At 74.0% G+C, this 25,378-nt stretch carries 22 protein-coding genes; 15 read left to right on the top strand and 7 right to left on the bottom strand.

The window, feature by feature from the left end:
- Positions 1–66: 66 nt before the first annotated feature.
- Positions 67–279, bottom strand: coding sequence for a hypothetical protein (locus O2V63_RS05980; protein ID WP_036334846.1), 213 nt, complete (start codon positions 277–279; stop codon positions 67–69).
- Positions 280–422: 143 nt separating this feature from the next.
- Here O2V63_RS05980 and O2V63_RS05975 point away from each other — a divergent pair, with 143 nt between their 5' ends.
- From O2V63_RS05975 to O2V63_RS05965, 3 genes are all read left to right on the top strand, one after another.
- A complete protein-coding gene (locus tag O2V63_RS05975; protein WP_269162117.1) occupies positions 423–866 on the top strand; it encodes a phage holin family protein in 444 nt (147 codons plus the stop codon).
- Positions 863–1,579 (top strand): DUF3618 domain-containing protein, encoded by a 717-nt coding sequence (locus O2V63_RS05970; protein ID WP_269166634.1) that lies wholly within the window; start codon positions 863–865, stop codon positions 1,577–1,579. The genes O2V63_RS05975 and O2V63_RS05970 overlap by 4 nt, the downstream gene beginning before the upstream one ends.
- 134 nt (positions 1,580–1,713) lie before the next feature.
- Positions 1,714–2,874, top strand: a complete 1,161-nt coding sequence (locus O2V63_RS05965; RefSeq protein ID WP_269166633.1) for a YihY/virulence factor BrkB family protein — start codon at positions 1,714–1,716, stop codon at positions 2,872–2,874.
- 31 nt (positions 2,875–2,905) lie between these two features.
- On the opposite strand, the gene gcvT is transcribed toward O2V63_RS05965, so the two are convergent.
- Positions 2,906–4,066, bottom strand: coding sequence for a glycine cleavage system aminomethyltransferase GcvT (gene gcvT / locus O2V63_RS05960; protein ID WP_269166632.1), 1,161 nt, complete (start codon positions 4,064–4,066; stop codon positions 2,906–2,908).
- 69 nt (positions 4,067–4,135) lie between these two features.
- On the opposite strand from gcvT, the gene O2V63_RS05955 reads away from it, so the two are divergent.
- Positions 4,136–5,650 carry a leucyl aminopeptidase gene (locus tag O2V63_RS05955; protein ID WP_269166631.1) on the top strand — a complete coding sequence of 505 codons (1,515 nt, stop codon included), beginning with the start codon at positions 4,136–4,138 and terminating at the stop codon, positions 5,648–5,650.
- A 36-nt stretch (positions 5,651–5,686) separates the two neighbouring features.
- On the opposite strand, the gene O2V63_RS05950 is transcribed toward O2V63_RS05955, so the two are convergent.
- Positions 5,687–6,049, bottom strand: a complete 363-nt coding sequence (locus tag O2V63_RS05950) for an oxidoreductase (RefSeq protein WP_269166630.1) — start codon at positions 6,047–6,049, stop codon at positions 5,687–5,689.
- A gap of 160 nt (positions 6,050–6,209) precedes the next feature.
- Here O2V63_RS05950 and lpdA point away from each other — a divergent pair, with 160 nt between their 5' ends.
- The 3 genes from lpdA (at position 6,210) to O2V63_RS05935 (ending at position 10,546) form a co-directional block, all read left to right on the top strand.
- Complete coding sequence (gene lpdA, locus O2V63_RS05945) at positions 6,210–7,592, top strand: dihydrolipoyl dehydrogenase (RefSeq protein WP_269166629.1); 1,383 nt, start codon at positions 6,210–6,212, stop codon at positions 7,590–7,592.
- A gap of 80 nt (positions 7,593–7,672) precedes the next feature.
- Positions 7,673–9,553, top strand: a complete 1,881-nt coding sequence (sucB, locus tag O2V63_RS05940; protein ID WP_269166628.1) for a 2-oxoglutarate dehydrogenase, E2 component, dihydrolipoamide succinyltransferase — start codon at positions 7,673–7,675, stop codon at positions 9,551–9,553.
- 87 nt (positions 9,554–9,640) lie between these two features.
- Entirely contained in the window at positions 9,641–10,546 is a 906-nt protein-coding gene (locus O2V63_RS05935) for a TIGR01777 family oxidoreductase (RefSeq protein ID WP_269166627.1), read from the top strand.
- Between the two features lie 4 nt (positions 10,547–10,550).
- On the opposite strand, the gene O2V63_RS05930 is transcribed toward O2V63_RS05935, so the two are convergent.
- Complete coding sequence (locus O2V63_RS05930; protein WP_269166626.1) at positions 10,551–12,215, bottom strand: serine/threonine-protein kinase; 1,665 nt, start codon at positions 12,213–12,215, stop codon at positions 10,551–10,553.
- Positions 12,216–12,332: 117 nt separating this feature from the next.
- Between O2V63_RS05930 and O2V63_RS05925 the strand changes: the two genes are divergently transcribed.
- The 3 genes from O2V63_RS05925 to O2V63_RS05915 are packed head-to-tail and all read left to right on the top strand — an operon-like array spanning position 12,333 to position 14,641.
- Positions 12,333–13,568, top strand: coding sequence for an FAD-dependent oxidoreductase (locus O2V63_RS05925; RefSeq protein WP_269166625.1), 1,236 nt, complete (start codon positions 12,333–12,335; stop codon positions 13,566–13,568).
- A gap of 48 nt (positions 13,569–13,616) precedes the next feature.
- Positions 13,617–14,258 (top strand): lipoyl(octanoyl) transferase LipB, encoded by a 642-nt coding sequence (lipB, locus tag O2V63_RS05920; protein ID WP_269166624.1) that lies wholly within the window; start codon positions 13,617–13,619, stop codon positions 14,256–14,258.
- Positions 14,255–14,641 (top strand): PPOX class F420-dependent oxidoreductase, encoded by a 387-nt coding sequence (locus O2V63_RS05915; protein ID WP_269166622.1) that lies wholly within the window; start codon positions 14,255–14,257, stop codon positions 14,639–14,641. The genes lipB and O2V63_RS05915 overlap by 4 nt, the downstream gene beginning before the upstream one ends.
- Before the next feature lie 74 nt (positions 14,642–14,715).
- On the opposite strand, the gene leuS is transcribed toward O2V63_RS05915, so the two are convergent.
- A complete protein-coding gene (gene leuS, locus O2V63_RS05910; protein WP_269166621.1) occupies positions 14,716–17,625 on the bottom strand; it encodes a leucine--tRNA ligase in 2,910 nt (969 codons plus the stop codon).
- Positions 17,626–18,236: 611 nt separating this feature from the next.
- Here leuS and O2V63_RS05905 point away from each other — a divergent pair.
- Together O2V63_RS05905 and O2V63_RS05900 are read left to right on the top strand one after the other, a co-directional pair.
- A complete protein-coding gene (locus O2V63_RS05905) occupies positions 18,237–19,364 on the top strand; it encodes a CDP-glycerol glycerophosphotransferase family protein (protein ID WP_269166620.1) in 1,128 nt (375 codons plus the stop codon).
- Between the two features lie 2 nt (positions 19,365–19,366).
- On the top strand, positions 19,367–20,185 hold the full coding sequence (locus tag O2V63_RS05900; protein ID WP_269166619.1) for a phosphocholine cytidylyltransferase family protein: 819 nt from the start codon (positions 19,367–19,369) through the stop codon (positions 20,183–20,185).
- 60 nt (positions 20,186–20,245) lie between these two features.
- Here the strand turns inward: O2V63_RS05900 and O2V63_RS05895 are convergent, their stop codons facing one another.
- Complete coding sequence (locus O2V63_RS05895; RefSeq protein WP_269166618.1) at positions 20,246–21,175, bottom strand: LLM class F420-dependent oxidoreductase; 930 nt, start codon at positions 21,173–21,175, stop codon at positions 20,246–20,248.
- A gap of 131 nt (positions 21,176–21,306) precedes the next feature.
- Here O2V63_RS05895 and O2V63_RS05890 point away from each other — a divergent pair, with 131 nt between their 5' ends.
- The 3 genes from O2V63_RS05890 (at position 21,307) to O2V63_RS05880 (ending at position 24,706) form a co-directional block, all read left to right on the top strand.
- A complete protein-coding gene (locus O2V63_RS05890) occupies positions 21,307–22,644 on the top strand; it encodes a hypothetical protein (RefSeq protein ID WP_269166617.1) in 1,338 nt (445 codons plus the stop codon).
- 104 nt (positions 22,645–22,748) lie between these two features.
- A complete protein-coding gene (gene lipA / locus O2V63_RS05885) occupies positions 22,749–23,747 on the top strand; it encodes a lipoyl synthase (protein WP_269162099.1) in 999 nt (332 codons plus the stop codon).
- A gap of 86 nt (positions 23,748–23,833) precedes the next feature.
- Positions 23,834–24,706, top strand: a complete 873-nt coding sequence (locus O2V63_RS05880) for a DUF4191 domain-containing protein (protein WP_269166616.1) — start codon at positions 23,834–23,836, stop codon at positions 24,704–24,706.
- 179 nt (positions 24,707–24,885) lie between these two features.
- Here O2V63_RS05880 and O2V63_RS05875 read toward each other — a convergent pair whose 3' ends face one another.
- Positions 24,886–25,305 (bottom strand): RDD family protein, encoded by a 420-nt coding sequence (locus tag O2V63_RS05875; protein WP_269166615.1) that lies wholly within the window; start codon positions 25,303–25,305, stop codon positions 24,886–24,888.
- Positions 25,306–25,378: the final 73 nt, after the last annotated feature.

Raw genomic sequence — 25,378 nt, 5'->3', positions numbered from 1 at the left:
AGGCCGGCGGCCGCCCGAGTCGCAGAAGGCCGCCGGCCTACGAGCCGTGGAACAGGGCGGGCCGCCTCAGTTCGCCGCCAGGCCCATCGGGCCGTACACCCGCTCGCCGTCCTCCTGGAGCGTCACCGTGGCGACCCCCCGTTCCAGCAGGTCGCGCCAGGACTCCCCCAGCCAGGACTCGGCGTCGCCCTGGTTGTCACACTCGGGCACCTCCACCCCGAGCGTGGCAGGGTCGATCGGCGCACCCGAAGGGTCTTCCAGCTGCCAGGTCCAGCTCATGGCGGCAGGCTAGCGATCTCCCGCCCTCGGGGCAGCCCCGGAACGGGCCGGCCCGACCGGGCACGCAGTGGCGATCTTGGTTTACGCGGTAAGCACCCGGGCATGGTGAAGGGATCACCCACGCCCGACAACGCGGAGTACAGATGAGCCAGCCCACCACGGGCGCCGGTGCCAGCCGGGTGGAGACACCCCCGCCCGCCCCCGAGAACGCCTCCACCGGCCAGCTGATCGGGCAGCTCTCCGACCAGTTGACCCGACTGGTCCGGGACGAGATGCGCCTGGCCCAGGCCGAGGTCAGCACCAAGGCCAAGAAGTTCGGGTTGGGGGCCGGCCTCTTCGGCGGCGCCGGGCTGTTCGCCTTCCTCGGTCTCCAGGTTCTCGTCGCGGCCGCCGTCCTCGCCCTCGCGCTCGTCCTCCCCGGCTGGCTGGCCGCGGTCATCGTCGCCGTCGTGCTCTTCGTGGTCGCCGCCGTGCTCGCCCTGATCGGCAAGAAGGACGTCCAGCAGGCCGCCCCGCCGGTGCCGACCGAGGCCATCGCGAGCGTCAAGACCGATGTCGCGACCGTGAAGGAGAGTGCGTCCCGATGACCGGAGCCGACGACACCCGGCCGGACGACGCTGCCGGCCCGAACGACCCCGACGCGATCCGCGCCGACATCGAGCAGACCCGGGAGCAGCTCGGCCGCACGGTCGACGAGCTCAGCCACCGGCTCGACGTCCCGGCCCGGGCCCAGGAGCGCGTCGACCAGGCCAAGAGCTCGGCACTGGAGAGCGCCAACCGGACCAAGGACACCGCGGTCGAGACGTACCGGGAGAACCCGCCGGCCGTCATCGGTGGCGGCGTGGCCGCCCTCACCGCGGTCATCGGGCTGCTCTCCTGGCGTCGCAAGCGCCGGCGGACCGCGGAGGAGCGGGCGGCGGCCAAGCAGGCCGCCCGCCGCCAGGCAGCGGCCCGGAAGGCGGCGCAGCAGCGGGCGAAGCGCGCCGGCAAGGAGCGAGTGGCGGCACGGAAGAAGGCGGCCGAGCGCGCCGAGGTCCGCCGGAAGGCCGCGGCCACTCGCCGGAAGGCCGCCGTCACGAGCCTCACCGCGCACAGGCGCACCGCCACCGGGCAGCTGACCGCCAAGCAGCGGGCCGCCTCGAAGCAGCTGTCGGCTGCGCAGCGGGCTGCCACTGCCCGCGTGCGGGCCGGCGAGCGCGTCGCGGTGCAGCAGGTCGCCGCGACCCAGCGGGCCGCCGCCCGGCGCCTGCCGCGCCGTCGCTCCGGCTGGCGGCGCACGCTGGCCCGGCTGAACCACTGAGCTCCCGCCGGTGACCCCGGCCTGAGCTGCACGGTCCGCCTGCCGGCCGGCCCCCGCCTGGGGCCGGCCGGGAGTCGGCGGACGCCGCCGTTCCACCGATCCACCTGCACACCCGAGACAAGGGGACGAGACCGATGGTCGACAACGGGCGGCCGGGCAGCGCCGTGGAGAACATCCGCGTGCGGGTCCAGGAGAAGGCCGAGCGGCGGGCCGCGATGCGGGCTGCGGAAGCCCGTGCTGCCGGACGCGACGACGGGGCCAGCGGAGCCTCCTCCACGGCCGTCGTCCGCGGCGAGCAGCGGGAAGCCGCCCGCCCGGCTCCGGAGGTGCCCGAGCCCGAGGAGATGCCGGGCATCCACGCCGACCGGCCCACGGACATCCCCGCGCGCGGCTGGCTGCAGATCGTCAAGCGGTCCTGGGCGGAGAACAACGCCGACAACATGCCGATCATCGCCGGTGGGGTGGCCTTCTTCGCCTTCCTCTCGATCTTCCCGGCGCTGATCGCGACCATCTCGATCTACGGCCTGGTCGCCTCCCCCGAGCAGGTCACCCAGCAGATCGAGTCGCTGTCCGACCAGCTCCCGGACACCGCCCAGGACATCCTCACCGAGCAGCTGACCGACATCACCAGCAACGCCGGCGGGGCGCTCACCTTCGGGTTGATCGCCTCGGTGCTCGGTGCGCTGTGGACGGCGTCCGGCGGTGTCAACAACATGGTCAAGGCGGTGAACATCGCCTACGACGAGGTCGAGACCCGCAACTTCCTCAAGCTGCGCGCGCTCTCACTGGTGCTCACCCTGGGCGCGATCGTCTTCATCCTCATCACCTTCGCCCTCATCGCCGTGGTCCCGGTGGTGCTGGACGCGCTGCCCCTGGGCGGCGTCGGCACGGTGCTCGCGCAGGTCCTGCGCTGGGTGCTCCTGCTGGGCGTGGTGATCGGCTCGCTGGCAGTCCTCTACCGGGTCGCCCCGGACCGGGATGCGCCGAAGATCCGCTGGGTCAGCCTCGGCTCGCTCGTGGTCACCCTCATCTGGGCGGTCGTCAGCGTCGCGTTCAGCTTCTACGTGAACAACTTCGGTTCCTACAACGAGACCTACGGCGCGATCGCCGGCGTCATCGTGTTGATGCTGTGGCTGTACCTGACCTGCTACCTGGTGCTGCTGGGCGCGGAGATCAACGCCGAGACCGAGCACCAGACCGCGCAGGACACCACCCAGGGCGACCCCGAGCCGATGGGGAAGCGGGACGCCGTGGTCGCCGACGAGGTGCCCGACCCGCCAGTGCCGAGCAAGTAGTCACACCCGAAGCGCTGGGCCTCGGCCCCGTTCAGGGGCCCGCGTCGAGCTTGCGAGGCGTGGGGGGAACGGGGTCCTTCGTGTGCGACTCCACGAACGGCGGACGCCGGACGACGACCGCCTGGGGCCGCCCGCGGACGTCGACGGCAACCTCCGTCCCCTCGGCGACACCGGCGGACCTGTCCAGCAGTGCCAGGGCGATCCCGGTCCGCAGGGTCGGGGAGAACGTGCCGCTGGTGACCTCGCCGATCCGCGAGCCGTCGGCGCCGAGCACGAGCATGCCCGGCCGCGGGATCCCACGACCGGGCGCCTGCAGACCCCACAGCTGACGCGGCGCGCCGGCCGCCTTCTCCGCGACCAGCGCCTCGCGCCCCCAGAACGCGTCCTTGCCCCAGCCCACGGCCCACCCCGACCGCGCCTGGTTGGGGGTGATGTCCCGCGACAGCTCGTGGCCGTGCAGCGGGTACCCCATCTCCGTGCGCAGGGTGTCCCGGGCTCCCAGGCCGCACGGCCGGATCTGCTCGGGCCCGCCGGCAGCCAGCAGCGCGTCCCACAGGGTCCCGGCACGTTCGGCGGCGACCAGCAGCTCGTAGCCGTGCTCGCCGGTGTAGCCGGTCCGGCAGACGGTGACCTCGTCCCCGCCGGAGCCGGGTGTCTCGGCGAAGGACATGTAGGTCAGCTCGCCGGGCAGGCCGACGGCCGCCAGCACCTCGGCTGAACGCGGCCCCTGCAGCGCCAGCACGGCGACCTCGGTGTGCCGGTCGGTGACGGTGACCCCCACCGGCGCCTCGGCCGAGAGCCGGGCCAGCACCTCGGCCGCGTTGGCCGCGTTGGGCACGAGCAGGACGTCGTCCGGGCCGTGCAGGTAGACGATCAGGTCGTCGACCACGCCCCCCGCCTGCGGGTCGCCGTCGGGGACGCAGCACAGCGTGTACTGGGCCTGGCCGGGCCCGATCTTGCCCAGGTCGTTGGTCAGGCACGAGTTGACGAAGTCGGCGGCCCCCGGGCCACGCACCGTCGCGGTGCCCAGGTGCGAGACGTCGAAGAGCCCGACGCCCTCCCGGACCGCGGTGTGCTCGGCCAGCACGCCACCACCGGCGTACTCGATCGGCATGGACCAGCCACCGAAGTCGGCGAACTTCGCACCGGCGGCGACGTGACGATCGTGCAGGGGGGAGGTCAGCGGGCTCACCGCCAGCACGCTAGTGGTCGGCGGCCTGCCGGTCGTACGCCGTCCTCACCACCTCCTTACGATCGTCGGGTGCCGCCTACCATCTCCGCCACCGACCGCCCGCTCGAGAAGCTGACCGCCGACGCCCTCGTCGTCGGCGTCGGCCAGGGACCGGCAGGCCTGCTGTCCACGCCCGGAGCCGATGCGGTCGACCGGCTGCTCGGCGGCCGGCTCCTCGCCGCGCTGGCCGATCTCGGCGCCCGTGGGGCCGAGGACGAGGTCACCAAGCTGCCCACCTTCGGCCAGGGTCCGTTCCCGGTCGTGGCCGTGGCGGGGCTGGGCTCCCCGCAGGCCGACGGCTCCTACTCGGCGGAGGCGGTCCGCCGGGCCGCCGGGGCCGCCAGCCGGGCGCTGACCGGCCGCAGCTCCCTGGTAAGTCTCCTCGCCGCCGTGGGTGGCGCACCGGACGCCGACCGGCTGCACGCCGTCGGCGAAGGGTCCCTGCTGGGCGCATACGAGTTCACCGCCTACAAGTCCGACCTCCCGGCCGACCGTCCCGCCCCGCCGTCCTCGGTGGAGCTCGTCGTCCCCGACGCCGGTGCTGCGAAGGCACCGCTGGCCCGCGTGCGCGCGGTGGCCGCCGCCGTCGCCCTGGTCCGTGACCTGGTCAACAGCCCGCCCAACGACCTGTACCCGGCGGAGCTCGCCGCCCGGGGTGCCGCCGCGGGCAAGAAGGCCGGGCTGTCGGTCGAGGTGCTCGACGAGAAGGCCCTCACGGCCGGCGGGTACGGGGGCATCCTCGCCGTCGGCGGCGGCTCGAGCCGCGGTCCGCGGCTGCTGCGCATGGAGTACAAGGGCAAGAAGGCCAAGACCAGCGTCGCGCTGGTCGGCAAGGGCATCACCTTCGACAGCGGCGGCATCTCGATCAAGCCCGCGGCGAAGATGGAGGACATGAAGAGCGACATGGCCGGCGCCGCGGCCGTGATCGCCACCGTCTGCCTGGTCGCCGAGCTCGGCCTCCCGGTCGACGTGACCGCCACCGTGCCGATCGCCGAGAACATGCCCAGCGGCACCGCCTACCGCCCGGCCGACGTGGTCACCTTCCGCAACGGCAAGAAGGCGGAGATCACCAACACCGACGCCGAGGGCCGGGTCGTGCTCGCCGACGCCATCTGCCGCGCCGTCGAGGACTCCCCCGCCCACCTGCTGGAGACCTCCACGCTGACCGGCGCCCAGCTGGTCGCGCTGGGCACCCGCACCTCCGGCGTGATGGGCAGCGACGACCTGCGGGACGCCGTCGTCGCCGCCAGCCGGCGCAGCGGGGAGCCGATGTGGGCGATGCCGCTGCCGCCGGAGCTGCGACGCGGGCTGGACTCCCCGATCGCGGACCTGGTGAACGCCAACGCCGACCGGATGGGCGGGATGCTCGTCGGTGGGCACTTCCTGTCCGAGTTCGTGCCCGCCGGCCTGCCCTGGGCGCACATCGACATCGCCGGCCCGGCCTACAACACCGGGGCGCCCTGGGGGTACACGACCAAGGGCGGCACCGGTGTGCCGGTCCGCACCCTGCTCGCCACGATCGAGGGCCTCATCGCCGCACAGTGAGCTGCCGGCCCCCTGCCCCCGACCCGGGGCGGGGGGCTACAGCTTGTCGTCCGCCCGCTGGCGGGCGGACCAGTCACGCATCCGTTGCGGGTAGCCGGTGATCTGCGCGTCGTAGACCGGGACGGCGAGGTCGCGGGACAGCTTGCGGGCGGTGTCCGGGCCGTCGATCCGTCGCCGCGTCCACTCCCCGTCGGCGGCGACCAGCAGGATCGTCGTCTCGGTCACGGCGGTACGGGGCTCGACGTACCCCTCGACGCCGCGCCGCGTGGCGACGAACTTCTCCAGATGGCTGAGGTCCGCCGACCCCGATGCCCGGTCGAGCGTGCCGCGTCGGCCACGGCCGTCCCCCGCGGCACGACCCGCCCCGCGTCGGCCACGCAGCCGGTCGATCAGACCCATCGCACTGCCCCCGTCCTCGCCGGCCGCGGACTGCACCGCGACGCTCTTGCGAAGAGCAACGGAGCATCCGAACGCGCCGTTCCCGGGAGTGGCAGGATGGGCACGCGCAGGACCGCCGTGCCCGGAGCAGCTCCGGGCCACCCAGCACTGAGGAGCAGCCGTGAGCGCACCGACCACCCCCGCTGACCTGGTCATCCTCGGTGGTGGCTCGGGTGGCTACGCCGCCGCGCTGCGTGCGGCCGAGCTGGGCATGTCCGTCGTCCTGATCGAGCGGGACAAGGTGGGCGGCACCTGCCTGCACCGCGGCTGCATCCCCACCAAGGCCCTGCTGCACACCGCCGAGGTCGCCGACAACGCCCGCGAGGGCGAGCAGTTCGGCGTCAAGTCGACCCTCTCGGGCATCGACATGGACGGGGTGAACGCCTACAAGGACGGCGTCATCTCGAAGAACCACAAGGGCCTGCAGGGCCTGATCAAGAGCCGCGGCATCACGTACGTGAGCGGCGAGGGCCGGCTGGTCTCCCCGACCGCCGTCCAGGTCGGCGACGAGACCTTCGAGGGCAAGCACGTGCTGCTGGCCACCGGGTCCTACGCCCGCTCCCTGCCCGGCATCGAGATCGACGGCACCAAGGTCATCACCAGCGACCACGCGCTGAAGCTCGACCGGGTGCCGACGTCGGCGATCGTCCTCGGCGGCGGTGTCATCGGCTGCGAGTTCGCCAGCGCGTGGAAGTCCTTCGGCGTCGACGTGACCATCGTGGAGGGCCTGCCCCACCTCGTCCCGCTGGAGGACGAGTCGTCCTCCAAGCTGCTGGAGCGCGCCTTCCGCCGCCGGAAGATCGACTTCTCCCTGGGCAGCCGGGTGGCCAAGGTGCAGACCACCGCCGACGGCGTGAAGGTCTCCCTGGAGAACGGCAAGGACTACGAGGCCGAGCTGGTGCTCGTGGCCGTCGGGCGCGGCCCGGTGAGCGAGGGCCTCGGCTACGAGGAGGCCGGCGTCGCCATGGACCGCGGCTACGTCCTGGTCGACGAGTACTGCCAGACCAACGTGCCGACCATCTCCGCCGTCGGCGACCTGATCCCGACCCTGCAGCTCGCGCACGTGGGCTTCGGCGAGGGGATCCTGGTGGCCGAGCGCCTCGCCGGCCTGCCGGTCGTGCCGATCGACTACGCGGGTGTCCCGCGGGTCACCTACTCCGAGCCCGAGGTCGCCTCCGTCGGGCTGACCGAGGCCCAGGCCAAGGAGAAGCACGGCGAGGTCGAGGTCGCCACCTACGACCTGGCCGGCAACGGCCGGGCCGCGATCCTGAAGACGGCGGGTGCGGTCAAGCTGATCCGCGTCGCCGGCAACGGGCCGGTCGTCGGCGTGCACATGGTCGGCAGCCGAGTCGGCGACATGATCGCCGAGGCCCAGCTGGTCTACAACTGGGAGGCCCTGCCGGAGGAGGTCGCCCAGCTGATCCACCCGCACCCGACGCTGAGCGAGGCCCTCGGCGAGGCGGCGCTGGTCCTGGCCGGCAAGCCGCTGCACGCGCACGACTGACGCATCACCTGCTCAGCACGACCGCTCGATCCGCACCACCCGCTCAGCACCACCCCACGACCTGAGGAGACCTGCCTTCGATGCCGACGTCCGTCACCATGCCCGCCCTGGGCGAGAGCGTCACCGAGGGCACGGTCACCCGCTGGCTGAAGCAGGAGGGTGACCAGGTCGAGGTCGACGAGCCCCTCCTGGAGGTCTCCACCGACAAGGTGGACACCGAGATCCCCTCCCCCGCTGCGGGCGTGCTCACCAAGATCGTCGTCTCCGAGGACGAGACCGTGGAGGTCGGCGCCGAGCTGGCCGTCATCGGTGGCGAGGACGGCGGCGACGCCGGCGCCCCGGCGGAGGACGCCCCGGCCCAGGAGTCCTCGGCCGACGAGGAGCCCGCTCAGGAAGAGCCCGCCCAGGAGGAGCCCACTCAGGAGGAGCCCGCCGAGGAGCCAGCCCCCGCAGCAGCCGAGCAGGGCGGCGACTCCGGCGGTTCCGGTGACGGCGAGGGCACCTCGGTGACCATGCCGGCACTGGGTGAGAGCGTCACCGAGGGCACCGTCACCCGCTGGCTGAAGCAGGAGGGTGACCAGGTCGAGGTCGACGAGCCCCTCCTGGAGGTCTCCACCGACAAGGTCGACACCGAGATCCCCTCCCCGGTCGCGGGCGTGCTCACCAAGATCGTCGTCTCCGAGGACGAGACCGTGGAGGTCGGCGCCGAGCTGGCCGTCATCGGTGGCTCCGGTGGCGGTGCCGCGAAGTCCGCGCCGGAGGCCGAGGCGCCGAAGACAGAGGCGCCGAAGGCAGAGCCCGCCCCGGAGCCGGAGCAGGCTCCGAAGGAGGAGCCGAAGGCCAAGGCGGCTCCGAAGGCCGAGCAGCCGCCCCCGGCCGAGGCCAACACCGACAGCGGCCAGCCGGGCGCGGACTACGGCTCGGGCGGGACCATGCCGACCCAGTCGCCCACCGACCAGCCGTCTCCCGCCGAGGCCGTCGCCCCGGCGGACAAGCCCGCGCCGGCCCCGGCACCCGACGGCGGCGGCGCCTACGTCACCCCGCTGGTGCGCCGGCTGGCTGCCGAGCAGGGCGTCGACCTGTCCTCGGTCACCGGCACCGGGGTCGGCGGCCGGATCCGCAAGCAGGACGTGCTCGCCGCCGCCGAGGAGTCCAAGAAGCCGGCCGCCGCGCCCGCTGCCGCCTCCTCCGGCGGTGCCCGCACCCCCTCGCCGGCCGCGACCCCGGACTCCTCGCTGCGTGGCAACACGGAGAAGCTCTCCCGGCTGCGCACCGTCATCGCCAAGCGGATGCTCGAGTCGCTGCAGATCAGCGCACAGCTCACCACCGTGGTCGAGGCGGACGTCACCCGGATCGCGAACCTGCGCAACCAGGTGAAGAACGACTTCGCCGCCCGGGAGGGCGTCAAGCTGTCGTTCCTGCCGTTCTTCGCCAAGGCCGCGGTCGAGGCCCTCAAGGCCCACCCGGTGGTGAACTCCTCGGTCGACCTGGAGGCCGGGACGGTCACCTACCACGACGCCGAGAACCTGGGCATCGCCGTGGACACCGAGCGCGGCCTGCTGGTGCCGGTCATCCACGGTGCCGGCGACCTGAACGTGCCCGGCATCGCCCGGAAGATCGCCGACCTGGCCGAGCGGACCCGCACCAACAAGGTCACGCCGGACGAGCTCGGCGGCGGCACGTTCACGCTGACCAACACCGGCAGCCGGGGCGCGCTGTTCGACACCCCGATCATCAACCAGCCCCAGGTCGCCATCCTGGGCGTCGGCTCGGTGGTCAAGCGCCCCGTGGTGGTGCAGGACCCGGAGCTCGGCGAGGTGATCGCCGTCCGGTCGATGGTCTACCTGGCGCTGAGCTACGACCACCGGATCGTCGACGGCGCCGACGCCGCCCGGTTCCTCACCACGGTGCGGGAGCGGCTCGAGGGCGGGCAGTTCCAGGGCGACCTGGGCATCTCCTGATCCACCGATGAAGGGCCCCGGCTTCGGCCGGGGCCCTTCGTCGTCTCCCCTGGTGAACGTCCCCGCACCGACCCGAAGGAGCACTCGATGAAGGTGGCGGTCACCGGTTCCTCCGGGCTGATCGGTTCTGCGCTCGTCCGGTCGCTGGTGGCCGACGGGCACGAGGTGCTGCGCCTGGTGCGACGCACCCCGCGCACCGCGGACGAGCACCGTTGGGAACCGGCACACCACCGCCTCCCCGACGGTCTTCTCCATGACGTGGACGCCGTGGTCAACCTCGCCGGCGTCGGGGTCGGAGACCGGCGCTGGACGGAGAAGCACAAGCAGCAGGTGCTGGCCAGCCGGGTCGACAGCACGACCACGGTGAGCCAGGCCCTCGTCGAGGCGGCCGAAGCCGAGCCCGGTCGTGACCGGGTGCTGCTCTCGGCGTCCGCAGTCGGCTGGTACGGCGACACCGGCGAGCGGGTGGTCGACGAGACCGTGCCGGCGGGCGAGGACTTCCTGGCCCGGGTCTGCGTCGCCTGGGAGGCGGCGACCGCACCGGCTGCCGCCGCCGGTGTCCGGGTGGCGACCCTGCGCACCGGGCTGGTGCTCGGCCACGGCGGGCTGCTGGGTCGGCTGCTCCCCCTGTTCCGCCTCGGCCTGGGCGGCAAGCTGGCCTCGGGCCGGCAGTACATGCCCTGGATCAGCCTGCAGGACGAGGTCGACGCGATCCGGTTCCTGCTCACCGCCCCGGTGTCCGGCCCGGTCAACCTCACTGCCCCCAGTCCGGCCACCAACGCGGAGTTCACCGCCGCGCTCGCCGAGGTCGTGCACCGGCCCGCCGTGTTCACCGTGCCCGGGTTCGCCCTGCGGCTGGCCCTCGGCGAGTTCGCCGACGTGGGTGTGCTGGCCGGGCAGCGTGCCGTCCCTGACGTCCTGCGGTCGGCCGGGTTCCGGTTCACGCACGAGGACCTCCGGGCGGCGCTGCGGGCCGCCGTCGCCGCCCGCTGACCCCTCACCCGCCCAGCCGGGCATCGGCGATCCGCCACCCGGACGCCGTGCGCTCCACGGCCATCTGCACGGGCGCCGCACCGCGGGCGGGTATCTCGGCGACCACCGCCGCATCGGGCCCGCCGGCGCGGACCACCCGGTAGGCCGGCAGCTCGTCGACCAGCTCCACGTCGAACCGGTTCCGCCCCGAGGCCGTCACCTCGACGAGGCGGACCAGCCGGGGCGCGAAGCCGTCGAGCCGCTGACCCGCCGCGACCAGCTGCTGCACCTGCTCGGCGTCGCGGGACAGCGACGCGCTGCCGGTCGCGTGCACCTCGGTCAGCACCGTCGGGTCCGCGTCGGTGAAGGCCGCGCTCCGCCGTCCGTAGAGGTCGGCGAGCACCGCAGCCCACTCGGCGTCCCCCACCGGCGTCGCCGACCGGTCGGCCGGCGAGGCCTCCCCGTCCCCCACTGGATCGTCCGGGGCCGTCGGCGTCGCTGCCGGCGGGGGGACGCTGCTCGCCGCCGTCCGGCCCGCAGCGGGCACCGGGTCACCACTCGACCCACCCCAGCTCGCCCCGAGCCAGGTCGCACCGGCCAGTGCCGCAGCGAGAGCGGCGAGCACGAGGGCGGCCGTCGCCGTCCGCCGGACCGCACCACGGACCAGGGGGCGCACCTCGCCGCCTCCTCGTGCGGCGGCGACCCGGTCACCGAGTCGCCCGCGGAGCCGCGCCCATCGCCCCTCGGGACCCGGCACGGCATGGGCGGCGCGGGGTCGCCGGCCCGGCACCTGGTGGGTCAGCTCGGTCCGCGGGCCCCGCCCGGTGGCCCCGAGCTCGCCGTCGGGCACGCCGGCCACCGGGAGCCGGACCGGCTCCGGCCGGCAGGAGTGGCGGAGGTCGAGGGCGAACGCCGCGGCGGACCCCCGCAGGTGCGGTTCGGCCGACAGCCCGCGGAGGACCACGCGCACCAGTTCGTCGGGCGCATCGGGGGCGAGGAGGGCGAGATCGGGCAGGTCACCGCCGACTGCGACCGAGAGCGTGCCCGCGGGGTCGGCGGCGTTCCAGGGAGCGACCCCGGTCAGCGCGTGGAAGGCCGCCGCAGCGACACCGAAGACGTCCGACGCCGGCCCCGGCGCACCGCCGCGGGCCACCACCGGGTCGACGTACGCCGGGGTCACCTCGGCCCGCGCGACGTCGCCGACCAACCGGGCGGTGCCCAGGTCGGTGAGCACCGGGCGGCCCTCCGCCGTGAACACGACGTTGCCCGGCGACAGGTCGCCGTGCACGACGCCCCGTTCGTGAGCGTGGGCCAGCGCAGCCGCCACCGGGGCCACCGTGGTGACCACTTCCCCGGGGCGCAAGCGTCCCCGCCGGGCGAGCAGGGCCGCCAGACTGCCGCCGGCGAGCAGGTCGAGCACCAGCGCCACCTGGGCCGGGCCGTCGCGCACCTCGCGACGGACGACGTGGTGCAGCCGCACCAGGTGCGGGTGGTCGAGCTCACCGAGCAGCCCCGCCTCGCGCTCCTGCCGCTCCGGGTCACCCCGCACCAGCACCTTGACCGCCACCGGCGGCCCGCCCGACCGTGGCCGGGCCCGCCACACCTGCCCGGAGCCGCCCCGACCCAGGAGCTCTTCGAGCACGTAGCCGGGCACGACCGGGGCCGCCGACGGGGAGGGCTGCGCAGGCATGCCGGGACGGTAGGGCCGACGGCCGGTCCCCCGCTGGGCCCGTCCACAGCCCCCGGTCGCGTCCACAGCTGCGGCGCCGAGCAGGACGGGTCACCCCGGACCGCTTAGGTTCGGACCATGCCACCGCCACCACGTGCCGAGGTCGTCGTGGTGGGTGCAGGGCTGGCCGGGCTCAGCGCAGCCACCCGGCTGGCGGCGGCCGGCCGGGACGTCCACCTGATCGACGCCGCTCAGCACCCGGGCGGCCGGCTGTCGACGGCCCGGATCGACGGCTTCCTGGTCGACCGCGGCTTCCAGGTGTTCAACACGGGTTATCCCCGGGCGGCCGACCTCGACCTGCCGGCGCTCGACCTGGGCTGGTTCTGGACCGGTGCGGTGGTCCGTGTGGACGGGCGCGCCCACCGGGTCGTCGACCCCCGCCAGCACCCGGGCACCGTCGTGGACACGCTGCGGGCACCGCTGGGCGGGCCGGTCCGGCAGGCTGCGCTCGCCGCCTTCTCGGCGCGGGCCGGCTATGCACCGGTGTCCCGACTGCTGGCGGCGCGCGAGCGCACGGCCGCCGAGGCGCTCCGCGCCGCGGGGCTCGGCGAACAGGCGCTCGAGGTGTTCCTGCGGCCGTTCCTCGCCGGCGTCCTGCTGGAGGACGGCCTGGAGACCTCCAGCCGCTACCTCGACCTGGTCTGGCGCAGCTTCGTCCGGGGCCGGGTCGGCCTTCCCGCCGGCGGGATGCAGGCCATCGGCGAACAGCTCGCCGGCCGGCTGCCCGCCGACCGCGTGCACCTCGGCGTCCGCGCCACGGGGGTCGAGGGCGGGGCCGTGCACACCGACGCCGGGACCACGACCGCCGACGCCGTCGTGGTGGCGACCGACCCCGGCACCGCCGCGGTCCTGCTCCCCGGGCTCGGGGCATCGGCGCCCCGGCAGGTGACCACGCACCTGCACGTGCTGCCGGAGTCGCCCTGGTCCGCGCCGCTGATCGTGCTGGGACAGCCCGGTGGGCAGCTGGTGAACAGCGCGGTGGTCTCGGACGCGCAGCCGGCGTACAGCCCCGACGGCCGGGCGCTGGTCGCCAGCTCGACCCTGGCGCCGACCCGGGAACCCGATGTCCGGGAGGAGGTGGCGCGCCTGCACGGTGTCGCCACCACCGACCTGACCCACCTCACCACCGTCACCGTGACCGGAGCGCAGCCGGCCGCCACTCCCCCGCTGCAGCACCGTCGCCCGGTCGACCTGGGCGGTGGGCTCTTCGTCTGCGGAGACCACCGGGACACCCCGTCCATCCAGGGTGCGATGGCCAGCGGGTCCCGCACCGCGCGTGCCGTGCTCCGGCGGCTCGGGGCGCCGCCGTCCTGATCGGCGGCCGGCAACACCTCGGCACGTCGGCGGCATAGGCTCGGCGGCATGAGCGAGCTGGTGGTCGTCCGGGCGGGTCTGGTCCCCTACGAGCAGGCCTGGGCGCAGCAGCGCGACCTGCACGAGCGGCGCGTCGCCGGCACCGCTCCGGACACGATGCTGCTGCTCGAGCACCCGCCGGTCTACACCGCGGGCAAACGGACCGAACCGCACGAGCGACCGTTCGACGGCACCCCGGTGGTCGACGTCGACCGCGGCGGCAAGATCACCTGGCACGGGCCCGGCCAGCTGGTCGGGTACCCGATCATCGCGCTCCCCGACCCGGTCGACGTGGTGGCCCACGTGCGCCGGCTGGAGCGGGCCCTGATGGAGGTCTGCGGGAGCTTCGGCCTGGCCACCGAACAGGTCGAGGGGCGCAGCGGCGTGTGGGTCCGGGCAGACGAGCGCGGCCCCGACCGGAAGATCGCCGCGATCGGCGTGCGGGTCGCCCGGGGCGTGACGATGCACGGCTTCGCACTCAACTGCGACCCGGACATGGCCGCCTTCACGAACATGGTGCCGTGCGGGATCCCCGACGCCGGGGCCACCTCACTGAGCGTCGAGCTCGACCGGGACGTGACCGTCGCCGAGGTCATCGAACCGGTCGAGGCCGCGATGCGCCGCGCGCTGACCCGCACCCCCGTCGCATGACCGGGCTCCCCACCAGCCGGTACGTCAGCCTGACCACGTTCCGGCGCACCGGCGAGGCCGTGCCCACCCCGGTCTGGGCGGCGCCGGACGGCGACGCCCTGCTGGTCTGGACCCGGGCGGACTCCGGCAAGGTGAAGCGGCTGCGGCACACCAGCCGGGTCACCGTCGCCCCCTGCGACATGCGGGGCCGGTTCGAGGGTCCGGCGGTCGACGGTGTCGCCGAGTTCCCCGAGCCGTCCGAGTGGCCGCGTGCGCGAGCTGCCCTCGCCCGGCGCTACGGCTGGCAGTGGTGGATCACCTACGGCACCTCCCGCATCGCGGCGCGGATCACGCACCGCGGCCGGGAACGCCAGACGATGATCCGCATCACCCCCGCCGCCTGACCCCGGTGGTCCCGGCACCCGTGCCGGGACCACCGCGAGCCCATGGCCTCATCCGGGCGGGGCGGGGTCCACCCTCAGCCCAGGACGAAGTTGACCAGCCGGCCCGGCACCGCGATCACCCGGCGCACGGTGGCGCCGTCCAGGTAGCCGGCGATCCGCTCGTCCGCCCGGGCCGCCGCCTCCAGCGCGGCGGCGTCCGCGTCGGCCGGCACGGCCACCTGGGCCCGCACCTTGCCGTTGACCTGGACGGCGACCTGCACCGTCTCGTCGACCAGCCACTGCGGGTCGGCCACCGGGAACGACGCCCAGGCCACGGAGCCGGAGTGCCCCAGCCGGGCCCACAGCTCTTCGGCCAGGTGCGGGGCCAGCGGCGCGACCAGCAGCACCAGCGACTCGGCGACCGAGCGGGGCACCGGTGTCCCCGGCGGGCAGGCCGAGGTCAGGTGGTTGGTCAGCTCGGTGATCCGGGCGATGGCGATGTTGAACCGCAGGGTCGTCATGCCGTCGCGCACGGCCTCGATCGCCCGGTGCAGGGCGCGCGAGGTCTCGTCGTCCGGCTCGACGTCGCCGGCACGGACCGCACCGGACTCCTCGTCGACGACGACCCGCCAGATCCGCTGCAGCAGCCGCTGCGAACCGACCGCCGCCTTGGTCTCCCACGGCCGGGACTGGTCCAGCGGCCCGGTCGACATCTCGTACACCCGGAAGGTGTCCGCGCCGAACATGGCGATCATCTCGTCCGGCGTGACCACGTTCTTCAGGCTCTTGCCCATCTTCCCGTACTCCCGGGTGACCGGCTCCCCCTGGTAGCGGAACTGGCCGTCCTCCTCCACCACCTCGGTAGCGGGCACGTAGAACCCCCGGGCGTCGGTGTAGGCGAAGGCGGAGATGTAGCCCTGGTTGACCAGCCGGCGGAACGGCTCCTCGCTGGAGACATGGCCCAGGTCGAACAGCACCTTGTGCCAGAACCGGGCGTACAGCAGGTGCAGCACCGCGTGCTCGACCCCGCCGACGTACAGGTCGACGCCGCCGACGTCACCGGGCTCCCGCGGGCCCATCCAGTAGGCCTCCAGCTCCGGGTCGACGAAGCGCTCGTCGTCCCCCGGGTCCAGGTAGCGCAGGTGGTACCAGCACGAACCGGCCCAGTTGGGCATCGTGTTGGTCTCACGCCGGTAGCTCCGCGGCCCGTCGCCCAGGTCCAGCGTGACCGTCGTCCACTCGGTGGCCCGGGACAGCGGCGGCTCGGGCTTGGAGTCGGCCTCGTCGTCGGCGAACGTCTTCGGCGAGTAGTCGTCGACGTCGGGCAGCAGCACCGGCAGCATCGACTCCGGGACGGCGACCGGCAGGTCGGCGTCGTCCCCGTCGACGGCGTAGACGACCGGGAACGGCTCGCCCCAGTACCGCTGCCGGCTGAACAGCCAGTCGCGCAGCTTGTAGGTCGTGGTCGCCTCGCCGGAGCCGTTCGCGACCAGCCACTCGGTCACCCGGGCGATCGCGGCGGCCTTGTCCAGGCCGTCCAGCGACAGGTGCTCGTTCGAGCTGTTGATCATCGGGCCGGTGCCGGTGTACGCACCGCCGTCGAAGTCGGCCGGCGGCTGCACGGTGCGGACGACGGGCAGCCCGAACTCCCGCGCGAAGTCCCAGTCGCGGGCGTCCTCGCCGGGCACCGCCATGATCGCGCCGGTGCCGTAGCCGGTGAGCACGTAGTCGGCGATGAACACCGGCAGGTCGGCCCCGGTCAACGGGTTGCGGGCGGTGGCGCCCAGCCAGACCCCGGTCTTCTCCCGGCCCTCGGCCTGCCGGTCCAGCTCCGAACGGCGGGAGGCCTGCCGCTGGTAGGCCGCGACGGCCTCGGCCGGGGTGGCCGCACCGGCGGTCCACCGGGGGTCGGTGCCCTCGGGCCACTGACCGGCGGTCAGCGTGCCGACCAGCGGGTGCTCGGGCGCCAGCACCAGGTAGGTGGCGCCGAACAGGGTGTCCGGCCGGGTGGTGAACACCTCGATGGACTCAGCTCCGGTGGCGAACCGCACCCGGGCGCCGGTCGAGCGACCGATCCAGTTTCGCTGCATCTGCTTCAGCGAGTCCGACCAGTCCAGCCGGTCCAGGTCGGTCAGCAGCCGCTCGGCGTAGGAGGTGATCCGCATCATCCACTGGGTCAGCGGACGGCGGAACACCGGGAAGTTGCCCCGCTCGGACCGGCCGTCGGCGGTGACCTCCTCGTTGGACAGCACCGTGCCCAGCCCCGGACACCAGTTCACCGGCGCCTCGTGCAGGTAGGCCAGTCGGTGCGCGTTGACGACCCGACGGCGCTCGACGGCGGTCAGCTCCGCCCAGCGGCGCCCCTCGGGCAGCGTGCCGGCGACCGGTTCCCGGGTGCCGGCGTCCAGCTCGGCGACCAGCTCGGGGATCGGCCGGGCCCTGCCCCGACCGCCGTCGGCGGACTCGTCGAACCAGGCCTCGAAGACCTGCCGGAAGATCCACTGGGTCCACCTGTAGTAGCCCGGGTCGATCGTGGCGAAGGTGCGGCGGGTGTCGTGGTCGACGCCCAGCCGGCGCAGCTGGGCACTGATCGCGGCGATGTTCGCCTCGGTGGTGACCCGCGGGTGCTGGCCGGTCTGCACGGCGAACTGCTCGGCGGGCAGGCCGAAGGCGTCGTACCCCATCGGGTGCAGCACGTTGTGCCCGTCCATCCGCAGGAAACGGCTGGTGACGTCGGTGCCCAGGTAGCCCAGCGGGTGCCCGACGTGCAGCCCGGCACCGGAGGGGTACGGGAACATGTCCATCAGGAAGGCCTTGGGCCGGTCGGCCACCCGGTCGAAGCCCTCGCTCAGCCGGCCGACCGGGTTGGGCGTGTGGAACGTGCCCTCGGCCTCCCACCGGTCCTGCCAGGCGAGCTCGATCTGCTGCGCCAGTGCCGGGGTGTACCGGTGCGGCGGCACCCCGTCGGCGGAGGGCTCGGTGTGCTGGCTGGCCGTCTGGCTCATGGTCGGTGCTCCCGGGTACGAGGGGCGGACATGAAAAGACCCCTCACGCAGGAGGGGTCGCCGTGCTGGTCTGCGTCAGGTCAGATCAGCAGGGCTGGGGAAGCAGGAGTCCGCCGGTCACGCAGCCGATCCTAGCGCGCCGCCACAGCCCCCCGGCTCGACGGCGGGGCCCTCCAGGCCGTAGCCTGCACTGGCTCGACTGCGGACGGGCGAGGAACTCCAGCGGGGAACGGCCCCAGCGGGACGACCGCAGCCCGCACGCACCGGGACGTCGAGGTCCACCGGAACTCAGCAGCGCCGCTCGGCACGCGGCAGCGCGACCGGAGGACCAGCCCCGGTGCCGGCCGGGTGCACCGCCGCCCCGACCCGGTGCAGCGGCGCACCCGGAGGCAAGGCACCTGGACGCAACCGCACCTGGACGTACCGCACTGCCCCGCTGACGGCCAGCAGAGATCGCACCCGTGGCCGGCCGGTCGCCGCGCACACGCACTGGTCGAGCCGGACCGACGGAAGAGGAGTGAGTGCATGACAGAACGCCCAGGCCCGCAGCGGGCCACGAGGCGCACCCGATGCCGGGTGACCGCCCTCTCCTCCGTCCGGGGTCTACGACGGTGAAGGTCGTCTTCAACAGCTTCGGCGGCCGGTACAACGACAACCCGCGGGCCATCTACGAGGCCCTCGTCGCGCGTGGCACGGACATGGACGCCGTCTGGCTGGCCCGCCCCGAGCTGCGCGCGGACTTCCCGGCCGGGGTGCAGACCGTGCAGACCTGGGGGCCCGACGCCCGGGCGGCCGTGGAGTCCGCCGACGTCATCGTGTCCAACGACGGGATCTCCCGCGAGTGGGACAAGCAGCCCACGACGACCTACCTGCAGACCTGGCACGGGACGCCGCTCAAGCGACTGCACCGGGACGCGGTGTGGGCTCCGGAGGGTCGCCTGGAGCTGGTGATGCGGGACATCTCCCGCTGGGACCACCTGCTCTCCCCCAACGCCGCGAGCACGCCACACCTGCGCAGCGCCTTCGGTTTCGACGGGCCGGTCCACGAGACGGGCTACCCGCGCAACGACGTGCTGAGCGCGCCCGACCGGGACCACCGCCGTGCCCGGGTGCGCGCTGCGCTGGGGATCGCCGACCACGTGCGGGTCGTGCTCTACGCCCCCACCTGGCGCGACGACCTGGTGCTCGGCGACGACGGGCCACGGCACTCCTTCCCGGTCGACCTGGGCGACCTGGCACGCGGCCTCGGCCCGGACGCCGTGCTCCTGGTCCGGCTGCACGCGATGGTGTCGGACCAGCTGGTGGTCCAGGGCCCGGCGCCGCTCGTGGACGTGTCCCGGTACCCCGACATCAGCGAGCTGTACCTGGCCGCCGACGTCCTGGTCACCGACTACTCCTCGACGATGTTCGACTTCGCCGTCACCGGGAAGCCGATCGTCCACTTCACCTACGACCTCGAGCACTACCGCGACGACCTGCGGGGCTTCTACTTCGACCTCGCCGAGATCGCACCCGGCCCCCTGCTCACCAGCAGCGAGCAGGTGTTGACGGCGATCGCCGGGCTCGGCGACCGTCCATGGGTGCCCACAGCGCGGTACAACCGGTTCCAGGAACGCTTCTGCTCGCTGGAGGACGGCTCGGCCACCGAACGGGTCCTCCAGTTGCTCTTCCCCCCGGACGGCCACCCCGGCCGGCCGGGCTCCACCCCCGTGCCCACGAACGACGAACCGAGGAGATGAGCATGCGCACTGCTGACCCGATCCTGACCGGGGGCCGCGATCAGCGGTCGCGTCCCCGGGTCGCCGTCCGCCCCGCCGCAGCCCCCACCGCGCCCCAGGTGGTCGTGCTGGCCGCCGGCATGGGCACCCGGCTGGGCCGCAAGCTGCCCAAGCCGCTCACCCCGCTGATGGACGGCCGCAGCATCATGCAGCAGCAGCTGGACGGCATCCGCACCGTCTTCGGCGACGCCACCCCGGTCACCGCGGTGGTGGGCTACCGGGCCAAGGCGGTCATGCGCGCCCAGCCCGACCTGCTGTTCGCGTTCAACCCCGACTTCGCCGTCACCAACACCTCGCAGAGCCTGCTGCGCGCCCTCCGCACCTCGCAGCCCGGCGGTGTGCTCTGGCTGAACGGCGACGTGGTGTTCGACCCGGCGGTGCTCGACCACGCCGCCCCGCTGGTGCAGGCCGACGAGAGCTTCGTCTGCGTGGACACCTCCACGGTCGCCGACGAGGAGGTCAAGTACACCCTCGACGCCGACGGGTTCGTCCGTGGGCTGTCCAAGACCGTGACCGGTGGCCTCGGTGAGGCGGTCGGCATCAACTACGTGTCCGGGTCGGACAAGGCCGCGCTGATCGAGCACCTCAGCGCCTGCGATGCCTCGGACTACTTCGAGCGCGGCATGGAGCTGGCGATCCAGCGGGCGGGCGTCCGCTTCCGGCCGCTGGACATCTCCCGGTTCTCCGCCGTGGAGATCGACTTCGACGACGACCTGCAGCGGGCGAACACCTGGCTGGGCTCCCGGGCCGCGCTGGAGCCACTCGCCTCCGAGCTGCGCTGAGGTCACGGCGCTGAGGTCACGGCGCCCCGTCCGCCACCGGCGGGCGGGGCGCCGTGCTGTTCAGCCCAGCTGCGGGGCGACCTCGGCGGCCACCAGGTCCAGGTGGTCCAGGTCGGCCAGGTCGAGCACCTGCAGGTAGACCCGGCTCGCGCCGGCCTCGGCGTACCGGCCCAGGGTGTCCACGGCCTCGGCGGGTGTGCCGGCCACTCCGTTGGCGCGCAGCTCGTCGACGTCCCGGCCGATGGCGGCGGCCCGGCGGGCCAGCTCGGCCTCGTCCCGGCCGACGCACAGCACCAGCGCGGAGCTGTAGACCAGCTCACCGGGGTCGCGGCCGGCCTCGGTGCACGCGTCCCGGACGCCGGCGAACAGCCGGGCGTTCTCCTCAGCCGAGGCGAAGGGCACGTTGAACTCGGCCGCGTACCGCGCCGCCAGCCGCGGGGTGCGCTTCTTGCCGCTGCCGCCGATCAGGATCGGGACGCCGCCGGGCTGCACCGGCTTGGGCAGCGCCGGGGAGCCGGTGAGCTGGTGGTGGTCACCGGCGAAGTCGAAGGTCTCGCCCAGCGGGGTGGCCCACAGCCCGGTGATGACCGCGAGCTGCTCCTCGTAGCGGTCGAACCGCTCCCCCACCTCGGGGAAGGGGATGCCGTAGGCGCGGTGCTCCGCGGCGAACCACCCCGAGCCGATGCCCAGCTCCACCCGCCCGCCGCTCATCTGGTCGACCTGGGCCACCGCGATGGCCAGCGGCCCGGGCAGCCGGAAGGTCGCCGCCGTCATCAGGGTGCCGAGCCGGATCCGGGAGGTCTCCCGGGCGAGGCCGGCCAGGGTCACCCAGGCGTCGGTCGGGCCGGGCAGGCCGTCCCCGCCCATGGTCAGGTAGTGGTCGGAGCGGAAGAAGGCGTCGAAGCCGGTCTCCTCCGTGCGCCGGGCCACCGCGAGCAGGTCGTCGTAGGTGGCGCCCATCTGGGGTTCGGTGAAGATCCGTAGCTGCACCCGGTCGAGTCTGCCAGCGGCGCGGCCGCTCGGGTTCGTGCCTCTGACCGACTGCGGTGGGGGTTCGGGGTGTGCCCGGGGACGCCAGCGGGCAGGATGATCGCTGAAGCGATCAACTCGGAGGTGCTGGAGTGTTCCGCAAGAAGAGCTCGACAGAGGTCATCGGGACCGAGTTGCAAGAGGGGTTCGCCCACATCGGCGCGGCGGTCACCGAGGCCCGTCGGGCGACCGCGGAGCAGCTCGCCCCACAGGTGGCGGCCGCGACGAAGGCGGCCCAGACCGCCTACGCCGCTGACGTGGCCCCCCGGGTCGGGGCAGCCGTGGCCGCACTCGCCCCCCAGCTGGACGCCGCCCGCGAGGTGCTCGTCCCGCGGTTGGAGTCGGCGCAGAAGAACCTCGGACCGCGCATCGACGCGGCACAGAAGGCCTACGAGAAGGACCTGGTCCCGCGTCTCGACGCGGCCACCCGGGCTGCGCGGGCCAACCTGGAGCTCGCGGTGGCCACCGCCGTCCCGCGGCTCGAGGCCGCCCGTGAGGCCAGCGGCCCGGCGTTCGACGCCGCCGCCAAGTCCGCCCGGGCCAACCTGGAGGCGGCGATCGCCGCCGCGGCGCCCCGGATCGAGGCCGCTCGCGGCGCAGCCGGCCCCGCGCTGGCCGACGCCCGTGCCGGCCTGGCCACCAGCGTCGAGGCGGCTCGGGCGCAGCTGGACGCCCGCAGCGCGGAGTTCGCCGCCACCGCGGCGACCCTCGGTGCGGCCACCGCGAAGCAGGGCGACAAGGTCCGTCAGGACGCCGCTGCTGCAGCCGACGCGGCTCGCGCGCAGGCTGCGCTGCGGGTCGCCGCGGTGCGTGCGGCGGCGGAGACCAACCGCGCTGCCGCCGGCAAGAAGGCCGACAAGCTGGGCAAGCGGGCCGACAAGCTGTCCAAGAAGGCGGCCAAGCGGCGCACCGAGCTGGAGAAGGCCGCCGGCCGGGCCCGCAAGGAGGCCGGCAAGCGCACGGCGAAGACCGTCACGTCGGTCAAGCGGCGCGTCGGTGTCGAGCCCGAGCCCCGGCGCTGGCCGTGGGTGGTCGGCGTCCTGGCCGTCCTCGCCGCGGTCGCCGTCGTGTTGCGCAAGAGGAACGCGACCGACCCCTGGACCCCGGCGCCGACCGGCGACGGCCCCGTGCCCAGTTACCGAGAGGACCCCGTGCCCACGTCCCCGAGCACTCCCGCAGGCGGAACCGAGAGCCCCGAGGCCCAGGGCAAGACCGTCTCCACGGCCGAGAACGCCGTGGGTGACGCGACCCCGCCCGACAACGACCTCGGCGCGCAGACCGCCCAGCCTGCGTCCGGTCCCGGTGAGTCCAGCAACCAGGGCCGCCCGGACTCCGCCACCGGCACGAAGGACGCCGGCGACACCCCGTCGAAGACGGCAGGGCCGTCCGACACGCCGTCCAGCCTGGGCAAGATGCCCAGCGAGGACTGACCTCCCCGCACCAGCCCGACTCGAGGGCCCAGCCGATCCGGCTGGGCCCTCGAGCCGTCTGCGGGCCCCGAACGAGGGCGATCGGCGGGAGTACCGTGCTGGACATGAGCCTGGGCATGGAGGAGGCAGCCACGACTGCAGCGCCGGAGACGTCCACGACGTCCTCGCCGATCGAGCCGGCCGGCCGCAAGCTGCTGCGCCTGGAGGTCCGCAACAGCCAGACGCCGATCGAGCGCAAGCCCGAGTGGATCAAGACCAAGCTCAAGACGGGGCCGGAGTACACCGAGCTCAAGTCGCTGGTCAAGCGCGAGGGCCTGCACACGGTGTGCGAGGAGGCCGGCTGCCCCAACATCTACGAGTGCTGGGAGGACCGCGAGGCCACCTTCCTCATCGGCGGTGACCAGTGCACCCGGCGCTGCGACTTCTGCCAGATCGACACCGGCAAGCCGGCCGACTTCGACGCCGACGAGCCCCGCCGGGTCGCCGAGAGCGTGGCCACGATGGGCCTGCGCTACGCCACCATCACCGGCGTCGCCCGCGACGACCTGCCCGACGGCGGCGCCTGGCTGTACGCCGAGACGGTGCGCCAGATCCACGAGCAGATCCCCGGCTGCGGCGTCGAACTGCTCATCCCCGACTTCAACGCCGAGCCCGACCAGTTGGCCGAGGTGTTCTCCTCCCGGCCGGAGGTGCTGGCGCACAACGTCGAGACGGTGCCGCGCATCTTCAAGCGGATCCGCCCCGGCTTCCGCTTCGAGCGCTCGCTGTCGGTGATCACCGCCGCCCGCGAGGCCGGCCTGGTCACCAAGTCCAACCTGATCCTGGGCATGGGCGAGGAGCCGCACGAGGTCGTGGAGACCATGCAGGCGCTGCACGACGCCGGCTGCGACCTCCTCACCATCACCCAGTACCTGCGGCCCAGCGTCCGGCACCACCCGGTGGTCCGGTGGGTCAAGCCCGACGAGTTCGTCGGCTTCGCCGCCGAGGCAGAGCGGATCGGGTTCCCGGGGGTCCTGGCCGGGCCGTTGGTGCGCAGCTCCTACCGCGCCGGCCGGCTCTACCAGCAGGCCGCCGAGGCCCGCGGGCTCACCGTCACCCGCTGAGCTCCTCCCCCGGCCCGCTACAGGCGGCCCGCCGCGAACCCGCGCGTGGCGGGAGGGCGGCAGGTCCTGGCGACTATCGTGGGCGCATGGCACGCAGCAGGTCCACCGACACCTCCGCCCCCGCCGGCGCCGCGGGCCGCGGCCCGGCCGGCGCCCCACCCGGGCGCGGCAGCAAGGGCTCGACCGCGGTCGGCGCGCCCGCCGCAGCGGGCAAGGGCCGGCGCAGCAAGGCACCGAAGGCTCCCAAGCTGGGCAAGGACGGCCAGCCGAAGGTCTCGCGGCTGACCAAGCTGAAGGGCCAGGCCGGGATGATCCGGCAGGCCTACTCGATGACCTACAAGAACGACCCCAAGCTGCCCTGGGTGATGCTCATCGCCTTCGTGGCGGTGGCCGGGGTGGTCGAGCTGGTCGGCATCCTGCTCAGCTCACCGTTCCTCTTCCTGCCCTTCGCCGTCCTGCTCGGTCTGCTGGCGGCGCTGATCGTCTTCGGCCGCCGGGCACAGGGCTCGGCCTACCGGCAGGTCGAGGGCCGGCCGGGTGCGGCGTCCTGGGTCCTGGAGGGCATGCGCGGCGACTGGCGGGTCAGCTCCGGCGTCGCGGGCAACCGTGAACTGGACTCCGTCCACCGGGTGCTCGGGCGGCCGGGCATCGTGCTGGTGGGCGAGGGCGACCCGCAGCGGGTCCGCAGCCTGATCGCGGCCGAGAAGCGCCGGATCGCCAAGGTCGTCGGCGAGACCCCGATCTACGACGTCACCGTCGGCGACGGGGAGGGCCAGGTGCCGCTGAAGAAGCTGAGCGCCCACGTGATGAAGCTGCCGCGCAACCTCTCCGGCGGCGAGGTCAACGCGCTGGGCAAGCGGATGTCGGCGCTGGGCGGCCCACGCCCGCCGGTGCCCGGGGGGCCGCTCCCCGGCGGCCGGCAGATGTCGGTCAGCCAGCGCCAGGTCCGCCGCCGCTGATCGCACCCCCGCTCCCCGCAACGCCCCCGAGCCGCCCGGCTCGGGGGCGTCCTGCGTCTCCGGGCAGCTCCGCCGCGGGCTCCCCCGGCTCCGGGGCACCCGACGGTGCCCCGGGTCGGGCGCTCCACGCACGGAGCGGTGGCCCGCCGGCCGATCTGATCCGGCGGACCGCGGGGTGCTCAGTCGCGGATGACCGCGGTGCTGGTCCACCGGTCGTGCAGGCCACGGCCGTCGATGTCGACGACCAGCGCCGGCACCAGCAGCACGAGCAGCCCGGTGCGCACGAGCGCACGCCAGAGGGCGATCCGCCGCTCCGGCTCCGGGTGGGCCAGCCGCAGGCCGAGCACTCGCATGCCGGGTGTCTGACCGGCCAGCACCAGGAAGACCACGGTGATCAACACGAAGGCCAGCAGGCTCCAGTTGCGGGGCAGCTCCGGCGCGGTGACCAGGCCGGCGATCAGCGCCGCGGCCAGGGCATCGACGAGGAAGGCGACGACCCGCTGCCCGAAGGACGCCAGCGAGCCGGGCCCGGTCCCGGGCAGCCCCAGTGCGGCGCCGCGGGCGCGCTCCTGAGAGGGTTGAGCGTCGTCCCTGGCCACTCCACCAGCGTATGTCCTGCCCGACGCCGTTCCGGTCGGGAGCCGTCCGGTGGGGTGAGCAGCGGCTCGGCCG

Origin of the sequence: Modestobacter sp. VKM Ac-2977, assembly GCF_026968045.1 — a bacterium.
GTDB lineage: Bacteria > Actinomycetota > Actinomycetes > Mycobacteriales > Geodermatophilaceae > Modestobacter.
The sequence above is the reverse complement of the archived record's forward strand: the minus strand, read 5'-3'. Positions and strand labels throughout refer to the sequence as shown.